16 protein-coding genes and 1 pseudogene are annotated in these 15,208 nt (G+C 50.2%); 9 read left to right on the top strand and 8 right to left on the bottom strand.

What is annotated here, in order from left to right; all coding sequences use genetic code 11:
* The 4 genes from PLA23_RS03655 to PLA23_RS03670 form a co-directional block, all read right to left on the bottom strand.
* A partial coding sequence (locus PLA23_RS03655; RefSeq protein WP_324474059.1) for an RtcB family protein occupies window positions 1-985 on the bottom strand: 985 nt, incomplete at its 3' end.
* 9 nt (window positions 986-994) lie between these two features.
* Complete coding sequence (locus tag PLA23_RS03660; protein WP_324474061.1) at window positions 995-1,402, bottom strand: archease; 408 nt, start codon at window positions 1,400-1,402, stop codon at window positions 995-997.
* A complete protein-coding gene (locus tag PLA23_RS03665) occupies window positions 1,402-1,713 on the bottom strand; it encodes a hypothetical protein (protein WP_324331950.1) in 312 nt (103 codons plus the stop codon). The genes PLA23_RS03660 and PLA23_RS03665 overlap by 1 nt, the downstream gene beginning before the upstream one ends.
* 57 nt (window positions 1,714-1,770) lie before the next feature.
* Window positions 1,771-2,082, bottom strand: coding sequence for a DUF2551 domain-containing protein (locus PLA23_RS03670; protein WP_324331951.1), 312 nt, complete (start codon window positions 2,080-2,082; stop codon window positions 1,771-1,773).
* Between the two features lie 127 nt (window positions 2,083-2,209).
* Between PLA23_RS03670 and PLA23_RS03675 the strand changes: the two genes are divergently transcribed.
* From PLA23_RS03675 to PLA23_RS03700, 6 genes are read left to right on the top strand one after another with little or no spacing between them, the layout of a single operon-like run.
* Window positions 2,210-3,088, top strand: coding sequence for a protein translocase subunit SecF (locus PLA23_RS03675; protein ID WP_324474063.1), 879 nt, complete (start codon window positions 2,210-2,212; stop codon window positions 3,086-3,088).
* A complete protein-coding gene (locus tag PLA23_RS03680) occupies window positions 3,089-4,543 on the top strand; it encodes a preprotein translocase subunit SecD (protein WP_324329093.1) in 1,455 nt (484 codons plus the stop codon).
* A gap of 52 nt (window positions 4,544-4,595) precedes the next feature.
* Window positions 4,596-4,868 (top strand): thioredoxin family protein, encoded by a 273-nt coding sequence (locus tag PLA23_RS03685; protein ID WP_324329090.1) that lies wholly within the window; start codon window positions 4,596-4,598, stop codon window positions 4,866-4,868.
* Between the two features lies 1 nt (window position 4,869).
* Window positions 4,870-5,520, top strand: coding sequence for an NADPH-dependent F420 reductase (gene npdG, locus PLA23_RS03690; RefSeq protein ID WP_324329088.1), 651 nt, complete (start codon window positions 4,870-4,872; stop codon window positions 5,518-5,520).
* Window positions 5,521-5,525: 5 nt separating this feature from the next.
* Entirely contained in the window at window positions 5,526-6,062 is a 537-nt protein-coding gene (locus tag PLA23_RS03695; RefSeq protein ID WP_324329086.1) for an aldolase, read from the top strand.
* Window positions 6,063-6,068: 6 nt separating this feature from the next.
* Complete coding sequence (locus tag PLA23_RS03700; protein WP_324329084.1) at window positions 6,069-6,449, top strand: hypothetical protein; 381 nt, start codon at window positions 6,069-6,071, stop codon at window positions 6,447-6,449.
* 1 nt (window position 6,450) lies between these two features.
* Here PLA23_RS03700 and PLA23_RS03705 read toward each other — a convergent pair whose 3' ends face one another.
* Complete coding sequence (locus PLA23_RS03705; RefSeq protein WP_324474065.1) at window positions 6,451-7,074, bottom strand: RAD55 family ATPase; 624 nt, start codon at window positions 7,072-7,074, stop codon at window positions 6,451-6,453.
* A 176-nt stretch (window positions 7,075-7,250) separates the two neighbouring features.
* Here PLA23_RS03705 and PLA23_RS03710 point away from each other — a divergent pair, with 176 nt between their 5' ends.
* Genes PLA23_RS03710 through PLA23_RS03720 form a run of 3 tightly spaced genes read left to right on the top strand, consistent with a single transcriptional unit; the run spans window position 7,251 to window position 11,006 of the window.
* Entirely contained in the window at window positions 7,251-9,089 is a 1,839-nt protein-coding gene (locus PLA23_RS03710; RefSeq protein WP_324329080.1) for a type II/IV secretion system ATPase subunit, read from the top strand.
* Window positions 9,076-10,011 carry a type II secretion system F family protein gene (locus PLA23_RS03715; protein ID WP_324329078.1) on the top strand — a complete coding sequence of 312 codons (936 nt, stop codon included), beginning with the start codon at window positions 9,076-9,078 and terminating at the stop codon, window positions 10,009-10,011. The genes PLA23_RS03710 and PLA23_RS03715 overlap by 14 nt, the downstream gene beginning before the upstream one ends.
* Before the next feature lie 2 nt (window positions 10,012-10,013).
* A complete protein-coding gene (locus tag PLA23_RS03720; RefSeq protein ID WP_324329077.1) occupies window positions 10,014-11,006 on the top strand; it encodes a type II secretion system F family protein in 993 nt (330 codons plus the stop codon).
* A 30-nt stretch (window positions 11,007-11,036) separates the two neighbouring features.
* Here the strand turns inward: PLA23_RS03720 and PLA23_RS03725 are convergent, their stop codons facing one another.
* From PLA23_RS03725 to PLA23_RS03735, 3 genes and pseudogenes are all read right to left on the bottom strand, one after another.
* Window positions 11,037-13,070 (bottom strand): CHASE4 domain-containing protein, encoded by a 2,034-nt coding sequence (locus PLA23_RS03725; RefSeq protein ID WP_324474067.1) that lies wholly within the window; start codon window positions 13,068-13,070, stop codon window positions 11,037-11,039.
* Between the two features lie 157 nt (window positions 13,071-13,227).
* Window positions 13,228-14,679: a PAS domain-containing response regulator gene (locus tag PLA23_RS03730; protein ID WP_324329074.1), complete on the bottom strand. Its 1,452-nt coding sequence runs from the start codon at window positions 14,677-14,679 to the stop codon at window positions 13,228-13,230.
* A gap of 308 nt (window positions 14,680-14,987) precedes the next feature.
* Window positions 14,988-15,208: pseudogene (locus tag PLA23_RS03735) on the bottom strand (acylphosphatase); the annotation flags it as partial.

Consider the following 15,208-nt stretch of genomic DNA (forward strand, 5'->3'; position numbering starts at 1 on the left):
TTGCAACATTGTGGGCGACATCATACACGAGGCGGATGTCATCATACCCGATTCCGCACATGCCGGTCAGGACCGACCGCACCTGATGGGTGATGATCTGACGATTGGCCCAGGCATAATTTGCCGCTGCAGCCATACCACCAAAATATGCCTTTCCTTCCGGTGATGAGAGGGGTGCACAGGCAAGCTGCTTATCCGGGAGTGAGATGTGGTATTTAGAGACGGCACGTTCAAGCACCTCCAGATGGTCGGTACATACCTGATGACCAAGACCCCGCGATCCACAGTGCACCATTATGCAGATCTGCCCCTGCTCAACACCAAAGATCCGCGCCGCCTCCTCATCATAGATCTCCTCAACGACCTGGATCTCAAGAAAATGATTTCCTGCACCGAGTGTCCCGCTCTGGGGAACACCCCGTGACCTGGCCTTTCGTGACACGTGGGCAGGATCCGCCTCCTTCATCCGGCCCTGCTCCTCACAGTGGATGATATCTTCCTGGTTTCCATACCCCTCCTCCACCGCAAACAAAGCCCCGTCGGTCATCATATCATCAAGCTGTGTATCAGAGAGCCGAAGGGAGGAACGTGCTCCGACACCAACCGGGACTGCATCATAGAGCTTATCCAGAATCTCTTTCTTTTTTGAAAGGTCTGATGGCTGTAAGGGGGTTGAAAGAAGCCTGACGCCGCAGTTGATGTCAAAACCCACACCCCCTGGTGAGATCACCCCGGTATCGTACTCAAATGCCGCAACCCCCCCGATGGGAAATCCGTATCCCCAATGTATATCCGGCATTGCGAGGGAGTTTTTAATGATCCCCGGCATGGTTGCGACATTTGCAAGTTGCTGGAGAGCACCCTCCTCTAACGTTTTTGTGAGTGTGTCAGAGAGGAAGAACCGGCCAGGCACATGCATTCCAGGGATAAATCCGACCGGTAGCTCCCATTCATACTCACCGTTCCGTACAACACCGTCAATCATATCTGTCCCTCACACATCAAACAATACATCACAGGTATATTCATTCTGTTCCTTCCTGATGGAAAGGCCATACCAGGAGATACCTTTCACTTCCGTGCCTCCTCCATGAATTTTCGCGTCAAACGGCTCTCCCCGGAGGATTGCACTGACCTTTCCGTCCTCTATCTGAAATTCAAACGTGGAAAAGACAACATTCTGCACTTCAGACTCGTACAAGAGTTCAGAGAGAAACGCGTGAAGGAGTTCCTCGAGTGTTCTGCCGGTGACAGTGACCGATACTTCGTGCACCGGTTTTGCCGTTCCCCGGTACATTGTTTTCATGAGGGCTTGGCCTGCATCAGCAAAAAGGCCAGTGATATCCGGGGCCCTGATATGCATCAGAATGTCAGCGGTATGGTCTTTCTCAATAAAGCTCATCAAAATCCATGATATTCATCTGAAAACCCCTCATCCCTCATTCCGATGTGGTACGGGACAAGGCCCATATGGATATGATCAATGTACCTGGCCTGATACATGGATATATAAATGGTATGCTCGCCTGCTTTCAGTGCAAGGTCACTTGGTTTAGGGGGTTTATAAGAGATGGGAAGCAGGACCGGCCCGCCACATGATGTGGAGATTCGAAAATCAGTATTTCGCTCTTTTATATACTCGATCACCTCGTCGTCGATATGGATCGAGTAAAAACCAGCCTCTTCGTACAGGCCGGCTCTCAGTTCTGACATCCAAAACAGGTGATACGTGAGGGAAAAAAATGGTTGTGCTTTCCTGTGTTCACTTCATCATGATGCCCTCAAAATCCTCATCACCGACGGGAGATCCTTCTCCCTGAGCCGATATCGTCTGCACCGTCGTTTTTCATCACGAACCCCCTGGAGAATCCCTATACGCGATGAGATGAGTCCGATCATCCCACCGATCCGATGATATGAGATCTCATAGACAGGGGCAAGGCGTTCGTACACATCCTCAATGGTCAGTTCCTCATGCTCGAGAAAGAGAGAAAGGGCAGCATGTCTGATCCCACTGGTATCTCCTGATAACCAGGTTTTGAGTCTGCTCTCTACAAGATGCTGGCGTGCGTGAAATGTCATATTCTGCGGTTTTCAATCCGCTGATCATAAGCTTTCTTCTCAATGCTGCAAAATCTCTCTTTGTTTTGGTGATTGTGGGTATTCATCTGAGTGGTTTAATGAGCCCAGGGCTCTAACCCTTCTGCGCATGAATTTTTTCACCTATGATATCAGCTCCATCTCTCCGGTGAAGCTCTGTGTCATTCCGATGGTGATTCTGATGCTCTCACTGGTATCAGTCGGGATGATGTGGATAGAGACCGGTCTTCCGGTCAGCCTGGGTATAGAATTTCAGGGCGGTATCAGTGTTACCATAGTAACTGATGAAAGTCCTGAAATGCTCAAGGAATATTTTTCAGGATATCCTCTCATCAGCATCAATGAAGGTATTAACAACGGGAAGTATCTGAAGTTCGGGCCAATGAACGATGCGACCACGATTGAGTTTACCAAAAAGGTTGAAGAGAAATATTCCGGTGCAAAAATAGATCAGATCGGCTCATCATTTGGGAAAACCCTTCAGGAACAGGCCGTCATCGCGCTTATTATCTCATTTATCGGGATGGCAATCGTTGTGTTTGCCGCATTCAGGACCTTTGTTCCGGCGGCTGCAGTCGTTATCTCTGCATTTGCCGACATGGTCATGACCGGTGCGGCGATGAACATTCTGGGCATTCAGCTCTCACTTGGGACGACAGCCGCACTGCTCATGCTCATCGGGTACTCGGTGGACAGTGACATCCTGCTGACTTCCCGTGTCCTTAAACGGAAGGGGAAGTTTGACGATAAGATACAGGGTGCTTTTAGGACCGGTATTATCATGACCACCACAACCCTTGGGGCCATTCTTGCCATGTGGGTGATCTCTGCTGTCGGCGGGATTCAGATTATCTGGGAGATAGCATCAGTGCTTCTTATCGGTCTCTTCTTTGATGTCATGAACACCTGGCTTACCAATGCGGGTATTATCAAGTGGTACATGACCGAAGGGAAAGGCAGATTATCATCAGGCCAGCGGGGTGCATAAATGGAAAAAGACGCTTTCATCGACATGCTGAAGGATTACCGGGTTGCACTCTACCTGATTCTGCTGATCGCGTCACTCATTGTCATCTTTCCTCACCCCGGTCCGTCAGGACTTGATACAAACCTGCAGTTTGGTCTGGATCTTGATGGGGGCTCTTGGATTCAGCTTGAGTTTCAGTCTGCCATCGTGACATTCAAATCAGATCAGACATTAGACAAGTTTGTTCCTGCACTCAAAACCCGTCTTGATGCCGAAGTGAACCTAATCGATCAGAACACGCTTGAAATCAGAAAGGGCATATCTGAAGAGGAGCTTCGCTCAATATTCTCCGAAATGAATGCGGAACTTGTCTCATTCAATCCAGGAGTAACCAAAGAGACTGCTGATGATGTCAAACGTATCCTTGAGAACAAGATCAATAGTCTTGGAACGAGGGATGCAAAGGTCTACGTGATAACCGGGCTCAATGGGATCAGCCGCTATATCAGGATTGAGATGGCCGGAGTCTCCATGGGACAGGCACAGGAGATTGTCGGAAAGCAGGGCAAGTTTGAGATACGGATTCACACGACCGGCAATGAGACTGAACACGTCCTCTTTGGTGATGCCATCCAGTCGGTTGCAAACCCCTCCCAGACTCCGCCGAACAGTAATAACTGGGGAGTATCCTTTGTCATTACTCCGGATGCTGCAGAAGAGCTTCGTCAGGCCGCTATTCGGGTTGGAGCTACAAAGAAGCCTGAAGGTCATAATCTTGACATGATCCTGGACGGGAATGTGGTATATTCTGCTCCGCTCTCTCCGGATCTTGCAGCGGAGCTCCAGTCACGTGCTACCTCCAACCTCCTTGCCTCAACCGGTGTGGGCGAGGAAGGCCGGGAACAGGCAAAGCTTCTTGAGATTCATCTCCGGAACGGTGCGCTGCCGGTGGGTGTGACTATCGCCGGGTCAGGGTCGGTATCACCCGAGCTTGGTGACCAGTTCAAATTCTGGAGCGTTCTGGCAGGTTTATTCGCCCTTTTAGCCGTTGCAGTCAGTGTGTTTATCCGGTATCGCGAGCCGGGTATTGTCTTCCCGATGGTCCTCATCAATGGCTCTGAGATTATCATTCTGCTGGCATTTACGACGTTTTTTATGCAGCTGGATCTTGCAACCATCGCCGGTTTGATCGCGGTGCTGGGAACAGGAATTGATCAACTGGTGATCATCACCGATGAGATCCTCCACGAAGGAAAGGTCCCGTCACCAAATCTCTATCTGAAACGGCTGAAACGTGCACTTGGTATCATTGTAGCATCAGCAGGAACGGTTCTTATTGCCATGCTTCCCCTGGCGGTCATGGATCTCTCAACCCTGCGTGGCTTTGCAATTATCACCATACTCGGTGTTTTGGTGGGTGTTCTGGTAACCCGTCCGGCATACGGGCGGATTATTATGTCTATCCTCTCCAAATAACCGATACCATACTTTTATCTGTTTTTTTAACGCAATTCTGCTAAGGTGCAGCATGTCAAAACCGATTCTTATGGACTTCTATGCTGAATGGTGCGGACCGTGCAAACGAATGGGACCGATCCTTGAAGAGCTGAAAAAGCGGATGGGTGATCTCGTGGAGATCCGCAAGATCAATGTTGATGAGCATATGGCCGAAGCCCAGAACTACCATATCTCTGTTGTTCCGACGATCATCATCGAAAAGGATGGTATTGTTGTTCAGAAATTCCAGGGAGTGACAGAAGCTGATACTCTGGAATCGGTTCTCCGGCCGCTGGTGGCATAACGTGCGGGTTGGAATCGTCGGAGGTACCGGAGAGATTGGAGAAGGGATGGCTCTGCGGCTGTCCCGGATCATGGATGTGTGTGTCGGCTCACGGGATCCCTCAAAGGCACAGGAGACCTGTGACACCTGTCTCATTTCAGCAAAAGAGCGCGGTATTGACTGTTCGGTACAGGCCGGGAGTAACCAGGAGGTTGTCAGCGAGTCTGATGTTATCATCCTTGCTATTCCGTTCAGGCATCTCGAGTCTACGGTCAGGGGTATCACCGGATGGGAAGAAAAGATAGTCATAAGCCCAGTAAACCCGATGGAGCGCCGGGAGTATTTTGTGTACACCCCGCCGGCTGAGGGCTCTGCCGCTCTCTTCCTGCAGAAAATCCTTCCACCCTCGACCCGGATATGCACGGCATTTAACAATATTGCCGGAAACCGGTGGAGAGATATCACAAGCGAACTTGAGTATTCGGTTCCGGTCTGTGGGGATGATCCGGAGGCAAAAGAGATTGTCATGGGTCTGGTCAATCAGATCTCTCTTCTGAAGGCATATGATGCCGGCCCGCTCGCCACCTCCTCTATTGTTGAGAGTATTACTCCCCTCCTCCTGAATATCGCACGGTTTAACAAGATGAAGGATGTCGGAATCCGGTTTGTGTAAGATCAATGTCATCCGAAGAATTTACCCGTATTGGAAAACGTCTCTTCTCAGAGCATCTCATCGGCGGAAATTTTGGAAATATGAGTCTTCGTGATAGTGAGGAGAGTTTTCTGATCACCAGATCCGGATCATACCTTGATGACCCGGGGGAACTGGTCCGTGTGCCGCTCTTTGGTGATGTTCCATCCGACGCATCGAGTGAATGGCGGGTTCACCGGGCAGTATACCAGCAGACTCGGCACCGGGCCATTATCCATGCCCACCCGCCGTATGCTGTGGCAGCTTCACTGGTGATGGATGAGATCATTCCGCTTGACAGTGAAGGAAAAATGTTCTGCCCGACTATCCCGATAGCGGTTGGTGAACCTGGCAGCAGGGAACTTGCCGATGATGTGGCAGACTGTCTGGCGCTCACCGGTCTGTGTATCGCACGGGGCCATGGGACATTTGCCACCGGAAAAACACTGGAAGAAGCATATCTGTATACCTCTCTTGCTGAACATGCCTGCAGAGTTCTTTCACTGGTTCCTTCATTTCGGTGATTGCTTATGACACTTGAGGAGAAGATCGCATCTTTGAGTCCACGGCTCAGATCCCAGGTTGAGGATTATGTGGATTTTTTAATCAGCAGAATGCCTGATTCTGACCTCCCGTCCGTATCCCCGTTCTCTGATATGGATGATGAAGGGGAGGACAGAGCAGACGAATCTTCATTCTCCGAATGTAAGTCTTCACATGCTCAAAAACCATCGCCCCTGGTCAGGGGTCGTGCCGGTTCATCAGGAATTATTCTTGCGGAGGAGCGGCCGGTAGAAGAAAACCCTGATTACATCGATTTTGCTGACATCAACAGCAGGTTCGGGCATACCAAAAGTGAGGAAGAAAAGAAGGGACCTGGCCGTCTGAAGCGGTTTCTGGACTGGATGTAACTTATACAACCCGGGACGTGGTTGAGAGCTCGATACCCTTTCCGGTAATGATAAACGGGAGCAGTCTTCCTGGTGGCTGAAGCCCGGTTAATTTCCGTACGTCCAGGGTTCTGATGATCTCATTGCCATGCCGCTCTTCATGCAGCTGAATGACCACATCACAAAGCCGTATCAGAAGAATCTCATTATAGGGGGCATGAAGACCTTCATAGAGCGTGAAGAGTGCATTATCCCGGGATGCCTGAATAGTGGCCCTGCATGAGACAACGCCGGCAAGAACCGGGTCAATTCCTTCACGCATGATGAGTGTTGACAGGGAATCAATAATGAGGCCCCCATCTCCGGCGTGGGCAAATATCTCATTTGTCGAGAGCCCCCGTGCATGGACCATCCCGTCAAGCAGATACCCATCCAGCATAAAGAATCGCCGGTGCTCAGGAAGGATCTCCCAGAACTGGCGGGCGAACTGATCAATTCCCGACGTAGCCGAGCCTATCAGAAGTACAGTACTTCCTGGCAGAAAGCCCCCGTCAAGGGCAAGGTCAAATCCGTTGATTCCGGTCCTGTTTCTCCCGACATATGTCCGGACCATGGATCCGGCCCTGTCTTCAGCCTCATCTGACATGGTGATATCTTCTGTGTGCAGATCCACGCAACACGATATGGAAAGTTACGCCATTATCTATTTATTGCGGCTTAGGTAATTATGGTAGTAGAAGAAGGGGGTGTCTCTTTTGGTCAGATCCAGACCAGATGGCGTGGGGTGTCGTACTGGTGTTTGTCTGATCAGCTGAGTGTAATATGAAAATTAAGGTGGGGAGCGTTAAAAAGAAGCAAAAAAATGATACTGAAAAGAGGGCTGTTCCGGGAGATTCTGGACCGGTACAACCTTCAGCTCAGGCAAAACCCGTACCATTATCCGCGCTCGTGGGAAAAAAGAAAGAGAAGGCAAAAGCGCCTGAAAAATCTCCGGTTCTTCGCCGGCTTGGAAAAAAGCAGACCTCGGTGCAGCCGGCTCAGGAATCTGACACGGCCAAACCTGAAAAAAAATCTTTTTTAAGCTCACTGACAAAGATTGCCCCCCTTGCAAAGAAGCGTGAGCCGTATGATCCCAAAATTCACGGGATGATGGTCAACCTCACCTTTGAACCGCCGCCGGGGACTGAGGAGATAGAAGTATATCCGGTCAACCCCCCGTATGCATACATCCGGATTACCTACAATTATATTACGCATGAATATCTGTATGAGGTAGTCGAGCCGGTTTACACCGACGCTGAATTAAAACTGCTCGATGAAATCAAAAAAGGGATCTTTGAACGGGTGAATGTCAATACCCGGCAGATATCCCGGGAGACGGCAGCAGAGACCCTTGAGTCGATGATGAACGAGGTTCTTGCTGATTATGCAATCAACCTTGACCCCCTGACCTATGAGAAGATCCATTACCAGTTAAAAAAGGACTTCCTTGGTGACGGACTGGTTGATCCGGTCATGCATGACCGGTATATTGAGGATATCTCCTGTGACGGGGTAGGAAGACCGCTTTTTGTTTACCATTCCCGATATGAGTCGATAGAATCAAATCTCTTGTACAAGGACGCTGCAGAGCTTGACTCCTTCGTCACCAAGCTGGCCCAGCGTGCAGGAAAGCACATCTCAGTCGCAGATCCGATGCTGGACGCAACCATGCAGGACGGCTCGCGTATCCAGATGACCCTCGGCTCAGAAGTGACTGCTCATGGTTCAACGTTCACCATTCGTAAGTTTAAGGAAGAACCCATCACCCCGACTGACCTGATCGAATGGGGAACCTTCTCACCCCTGTCTATTGCGTTTCTCTGGCTCGCGGTTGAGAACGGGAAATCATGCATCTTTGCCGGTGGGACCGCATCAGGCAAGACCACCTCGCTCAATGCAATCTCGCTGTTCATACCACCCCTTGCAAAGATTGTCACGCTGGAGGATACCAGAGAACTGAAACTGCCCCATGCCAACTGGATCCCGAGTGTCACCCGTGAATCGTTTGATGTGAGCGGGAAAGGGGAGATCGATATGTATGAACTCCTGAAAGCTGCGCTTCGTCAGCGTCCGGAGTATCTCATTGTGGGTGAAGTCCGTGGCCGGGAAGCGCTCACCCTTTTTCAGGCGATGTCAACCGGTCACGTCACCTACTCAACGATGCACGCAGATTCGGTCGCATCAGCCGTCCATCGGCTTGAAAATCCCCCCATCTCGGTTCCCCGGAACATGCTCTCTGCACTGGATCTCGTATGTGTTCAGATCCAGGCACGGGTTGGTGGGCAGCGTATCAGGCGGAATAAACAGATCATCGAAGTCCTTGACATTGATCCAAGGACCAATGAACTGATTACAAATGAGGTGTTCCGGTGGCGGCAGGCAACCGACGAGATCTCGTACTCCGGAAAATCGTTCATTCTTGAGGAGATTATGGAGGCGCATGGCTGGGATGAGGAGCGAATCAGGCGTGACCTGCTCCAGCGCCAGGAGGTCCTTGAATGGATGCGTGAGAAGAAGATCCGTGACTTTCGGGATGTGAGCAAGATTGTCATCTCGTACTTCAGGGATGCAGAAGCCCTGATGGAGCAGATACGGTCTGGTGGCAATGAACTCATATGAGCGGTTCTGCTTCTCCCTTCTGGGGAGCCGGATGTCTGGCAAACGGGAGAAGTACTATGAGCTCATTGAGAATCTGAAATCCGCCCGGATGGGGATCACGTTTGAAGCGTACCTTGCAACTGCTACGGTATCTTCCGTACTGGTTGCAATCATCGGCTCTCTCCTGATTGCGCTCATCGTGTACCTCCTTGATGTGCCAGGCCTTATCACCTTCCGGGGAAATGTTCCCCCTGATATTGCTGCGTCTATCAACGAGCTTCAGGGGTATTATCTCATCCTTGGAACGATCATAGCAGGAATCGTCTCTTTTGTGGTACTGTACGGGATCACCTTTCTTATTTACCTGGTTTATCCCTCCATAATAGCCGGGGGAAGGCGGCGTGATATTGAGACCACCCTGCCGTATGCGATCAATTATCTTGCCGCCATGTCCACGGCAGGGATTACTCCGGCAGAGGTCTTCAGGCAGCTTGGGAACTCCACGATTTACGGTGAATCATCGGTTGAGGCGAGGTACATCACCCTTGAGGTGGATGTCTTTGGCCGGGATCTGATCGAGGCGCTCAAGAATGTCTCCATGAGTACCCCAAGTCCCCGGATGCGGGATTTTCTGCAGGGGTGTATCGGGAGTGTGGCAGCCGGGAGTAATATATCAGACTATTTCAGGACCAAGGCCGAGCAGTATACCGGAGAGAACAGGCAGACCCAGAAACAGTTTCTTGACACGCTTGCGCTGATCGCAGAGAGTTATGTCACCGCCCTCGTGGCCGGAACGCTCTTTATGATCCTTATCCAGTCGATCATGGCGATCCTCTCCGGAGAGTCAACGCCGCTGTTTCTGTATATTATCATCTACCTCATTATTCCCTTCGGGAGTGTGATGTTTGTGATTCTGATCGATTCAATGACGCCGGAGTGGTGACGATGGGACTGTTTGAGAAGAAGAAAACACCACAAGCTGCGACAGATCCACAGAGTGATGAGATCTACCAAAAGATCAAGACCTATCATCAGTACTCGGAAGGTGCGCTCAGGTTTGTCAAACACCCGTTCAGAACCCTGTTTGAAAAACCGATTAATATTCTGTATGTGTCAGTTCCGTCCGGGCTTATCGTCCTTATCATCGGGCTGGCGATGGCTGTTCAACAGGGCGGCCCGGGGGCACTTCTTACCAGTACCTTTATTGATGATGTTGCGGTCTTTACTACGGTCATCATCGTCGGCCCCCTGGCAATAACCGATCTTCTTGAAGGGAGACGGATTGCAAGCATTGAAGCGGCACTTCCAAACTTCTTCCGTGATCTTGCCGGGATGCATGAGAGCGGTATGACGCTGCCCGGTGCTATCCATCTGGTCTCTCAGGCTGAATACGGGGCCCTGACGCCACATATCCGCCAGCTTGATCAGCGCATCTCCTGGAACTTTGCATTTATTGACGCCATCCGTCAGCTGGGAAAAGAGATCCCCATCCCCCTCGTGGAACGGAGCGTGGATCTTGTTGCGCGGGCGAGTGATGCCGGTGGTGATATCGTTGAGGTTCTTCGTGCTGCAGGAAAAGACTCAGCTGAATACGTGGTGATGAAGACCGATCGGAAGAACAACATGTTCATCTATGTTATTATTATTCTCGCTTCATTTGCGGTCTTCCTCTTTGTCGTGATGATCCTGGTCTCTTCATTCCTCAAGACCATGGCAGACCTGGGGGCAGAGACCGGGGCTTCCAGCCAGGCCGGGTTTAATCTGGGGGGTTTTGACCTTGCGCTCTATGTCAGGGTGTTCTCTCATGCCGGTATGTTTCAGGGATTCTTCTCAGGACTAGTCGCCGGGGTGATGGGAGAGGGACGGGTGACTGCCGGCCTGAAATATTCCGTTCTGATGCTCATCATTGCCTGGGCAACCTTCCGGTTCATGGTATAGCAGTGTGTGGCGGTGATACGATGATGGGGATCAGTCTTGATCTCCAACAGGAGTCTGCACCGGACGGTACCCGCCTTCAGGAACCGTAATCAGAAACCGTGCCCCGATTCCAAAGGTTCCCTGTTCACTGATGGTAATACCGGTTAGCGAGAGGACCTCACGGGCAAAGAAGAGACCCCAGCCGGTTCCTGATCCGACACCACGTTCAAAGATCCGCTCCTTCATCGTATCAGGGATCCCTTCGCCATCGTCCTCATAGATGATAATCAGATCTGTATCCTGTATCCGGGTGTGGATCGTGATATAAAAGACATTCTTTCCGTGTTTGAGGCTGTTGTCGATGAGGTTGTAAAATACTTTCTGCAAGAGTTGATCTGCAAAGATCTCATACTCTCCCCCTTCATAGGTGAAGGTGAGTCCCTTTTTCTTTGTCATGGCATAGGCAAGGCTCCAGCAGGTTCGCAGGTTCTGCCATACCGGTGCCTGCATCCCGGCCTTCTGGTACTCTTTTGAGAACTCAATATGCTTATTCACCCGGTCGGCAGCCTCCTCAGCAGCCTCCACCAAGTTGAGAATGACCTCATCGGTTGTCTTCCGGTGGACCAGGCCAAGCATCCCTCTGATAGTCGTCAGCTGGTTGACAATATCATGCCGTGTCATACTCCCAAGCAGACCCAGTTTTTTATTCGAGAGGAGGAGTGCCTTTTCATTATCTTTGAAGGTGGTAATATCGCTGATAACACACAGGTGCCCTTCCTGTCCGGTGTCAAGCGGATATGGTGCTGACACAACTCTGACATACAGCTCAGTTCCATCTTTCTTTCTCGTGTGCAGCTCGCGGTGAACTGACTGGTCTCCCAGCAGATCGTCAGCCGATATGGATTCCCCCTGAAGGAGATCGAAAAGAGACATTCCGTTCAGTTCATTTGGAGTTCTCCCAAAGATGGATGCAAGTTTCGGGTTTGCAAACCAGATCCGGATATCAGGCCCGACCAGACAGATCCCTTCTTCTGCCAGGGCAATGAGGCGGGAAAGGCGTTGTTCAGTTGCATGCCGCTGCTCTTCAGCCTGCTCGATCTGGTCAAGCATGTGGTTGATGGACCGGCACAAATCCCCGATCTCATCATCCCGTTCGGTTTTAATCCGGCCGGATAAGAGCCCACTTCTACCGACCTGAGCCAGTTCGGCATTCAGCTCAGCAAGGGGTGCGATTACGATAAGATTCAGGAGCGTGATGGCAACTCCCATAAAGCAGAGTACCAGGAGGAGGAGGGAGAAGAAGAGATAGTCCCGTGTCAAAAGGCCACTCTCATACAGGTCACGGACAGTCTGCACCTGAAGGAGCAGAAGAGGTGATCCCCGAATGTCTGTAAGTATCCTCGTCATCACAAGAGTATCGCCGGTTACCTGGGATCCAGTCACGGCCGACCCGGTCATCCGCTCTTCAGGTGTGAGAATTCTGACCGTTACATTCTGGAGTAGTTGATTTGAAATGCCAGATATTTTATTCTGGTCAAGGCGATTGAGCATGGTGATTGTCCCCCTGGACGGCCCATGCCGATGGGTGGTAAGGATGGGATTTTGTGCAAAGAACCATGCTGAGTTGTTCCATTCAAAAAGGCCCGAGTGTTTCTCATACGGTGACAGATTCATCTGACAGATGGTTCTGACGAGATCTGGTGAAACACCGGTCAGATGGTCATTCATATCAGAAAGGCTTCTTCCGACAATGACGGTACCGTTCAGATCCTGAAGAATAAAAGAGGTTATCTTCAGTGACTGAAATGTGGATAGTGCCAGGTTTGATGAGATAAATTGTGGATCCCGGGTCTTTACAAAGTCATAGGTGGTATCCCATTCAGCCCAGTCGGTTGCGATCTGTTCCAGCCGGTGTATCTCCTCATTGAAGGTATGTTCGGCCCTGAGCAGATCCCGTTCCAGGTATTTCTCCTCAAGGGACGAGAAGGTGTTCATAATAGTGAACTCAAACGAGAAAAGGAGCACTATCATGACTGCAAAGAACGTACATGCAATAATAAGAATCATTTTAGGATACAGCCGCATGATACCCCCCCCGATATCCGGGGACCTCATCCCCGGTCTGAATACTCAGAACCTCTCATGAAATCCTTCAATGGTGCCGGTTTTTCCCAGATGCAGGACTCTTCTATAGGATTATCCAACCTGCTATGGGAAAAACGTTCGGAAAGACTGCAGGGTGTCAGGAGAGGTCGACCGTCTGGATGACTTCCGGTTTGTCCACCGTGAAGCTAAAGGACTTGAGAATTCCTGTCTCATTATGGATGACTCCGGTATATTGTCCGTAGAGTAACTGGAAGGTGGTCTGCCCCTGCGGGGAGGTGACATCATTTCCGACGATCTTCCCCCCGCTTTTTACCGTGACACGAAGACCGGCAGCAGGCATTCCGTTTCTGACCAGGTCGATGATGATATTTCCGATTCCCTTCCTGACTGATGATATCTCCGGGATAGGATTTGATGCCGGAACCCGGAGATGGCTCTTGTCATAGATGCGGCAGCCGGTCACAAACCGGTTCGCTATCTCAGGTTCAGTCGGATAGAAGGTGAAGTTCTGACTATTTTTCAGGAACAGGACACTTCGGTCCCCATACAGGACCCCGGAACGGTCAATATAAATCCCACCCTCGGGTTCACCCTTTACAAAGATAAGAAAAGCCCGAAATCCTTCTCCCCCGGTGGTTGCTGCAATCCCATAGGTCTTCTGCGCTTTCATCTCCCTGATCAGCTCAGGAAGCAGCCAGTTTCCAAGGGGATTTGTGTTTTCAATGATGAAATTTAACGGAACGTTCTCATCAAAGTCGCCAATATGCTGCGGGACATCAGTTATCGTCTGCTGATACTTCTGTTCAGACTCCTGCAGGACCTCCCGTGCCATTGCTGCCTGGCTGGTATCCCGTCCGGTTACCCGTGCACTGACGACCGATCCTTCTGAGCTGAATACTCCTTCAATATGCCAGAGGATCTGGGTTTTTTTCCCATCCGGGTAGGTGACTACTGTCTCCAGATCAGTTGCCGGATTTTCAGGGGTCAGTGATCTGACGGTCTGTTCAAGATCAGACCGATCCTCATCGCTGATATCATGAAAGAATTTTTTGCCGATAAGATCGGTCGCCGGGATACCATACAGGGCACCGTACGAATCATTCGCCCTGATGATTGTCATGTCAGGCAGGATGTCAACAAAGAGTTCGGTCTGGACGGTCAGGACCGAGTGATAGAGTTGTTCCCGTGCGGCAAGTTCCTGTTTTACGTGATGCCCTTCATATGCCTGGAGAATCCGCTGCTCCAGCTCACTAAACTGGACGACCGGATCACTCCCCTTTCTTATGTAATAGTCTGCGCCATTATTCAGGGCAGATATGACGATATCTTCCTTTCCTTTACCGGTGAATAGGATAAACGGGGTGCCCTCATAATTTGCCCGTACATATTTAAGGAGCTGTATCCCGTCCATGTCCTGCATGAGATAGTCGGAAACAATAACATCGAACTTCCCGGTCCGTAATGCTTCTATGGCCTCTTTTCCTGAAGAGACGCAGGTTAATGAGACTTTTCCTGAAGCACTGAGATACTCCCGGGCCAGCATCAGGTGCGGAAGTTCATCATCTACATACAGGACTGAAACGGGCATAAATGGGTTAGTGTATGTTTGTTTCCTATTAAAATTATTGTTTTAATCCGGAGAGGGGAAGGGAATGCCACGTGAGATCACATATTGACTATCCATGACCTCTATCTGGATTTTTTATTTAAATTCAATGCTTTGGTGACAAGAAAGAAAAGAGTGTCTTTGCCCAGATTCAGAAGAAAAGGTATACAGAGAAGTGCCGGGTCATGGCAGGCCGGTTATGAACGTTGGGATGGTTTTTGATCCTGAAACCCGGAATATTGTTTTATGTCAGATGAGGAGGTGAGGTTTTTTGAGATGATTTCTGGAGCTTATTGGATTTTTATTCCTGCGTCATTCAAGGCGTTTTCTATTGAATGAAGTCTCTTATGAATTTCTGAAAATTCTTTCTCAAGATATGATTTGGAGTCTTTTCGAAGGCCTTTGATCTCATCGACGGTTTCATGCTGAAGGGAGATCAGGTCATCCTGTTTTCCAAGCATCTGATCCTGTTTATCAATCATCATGTCTTGTTTTTCCAGCATCTGATCCT

The sequence above is a fragment of the Methanospirillum sp. genome (assembly GCF_035406105.1).
Classification (GTDB): domain Archaea; phylum Halobacteriota; class Methanomicrobia; order Methanomicrobiales; family Methanospirillaceae; genus Methanospirillum.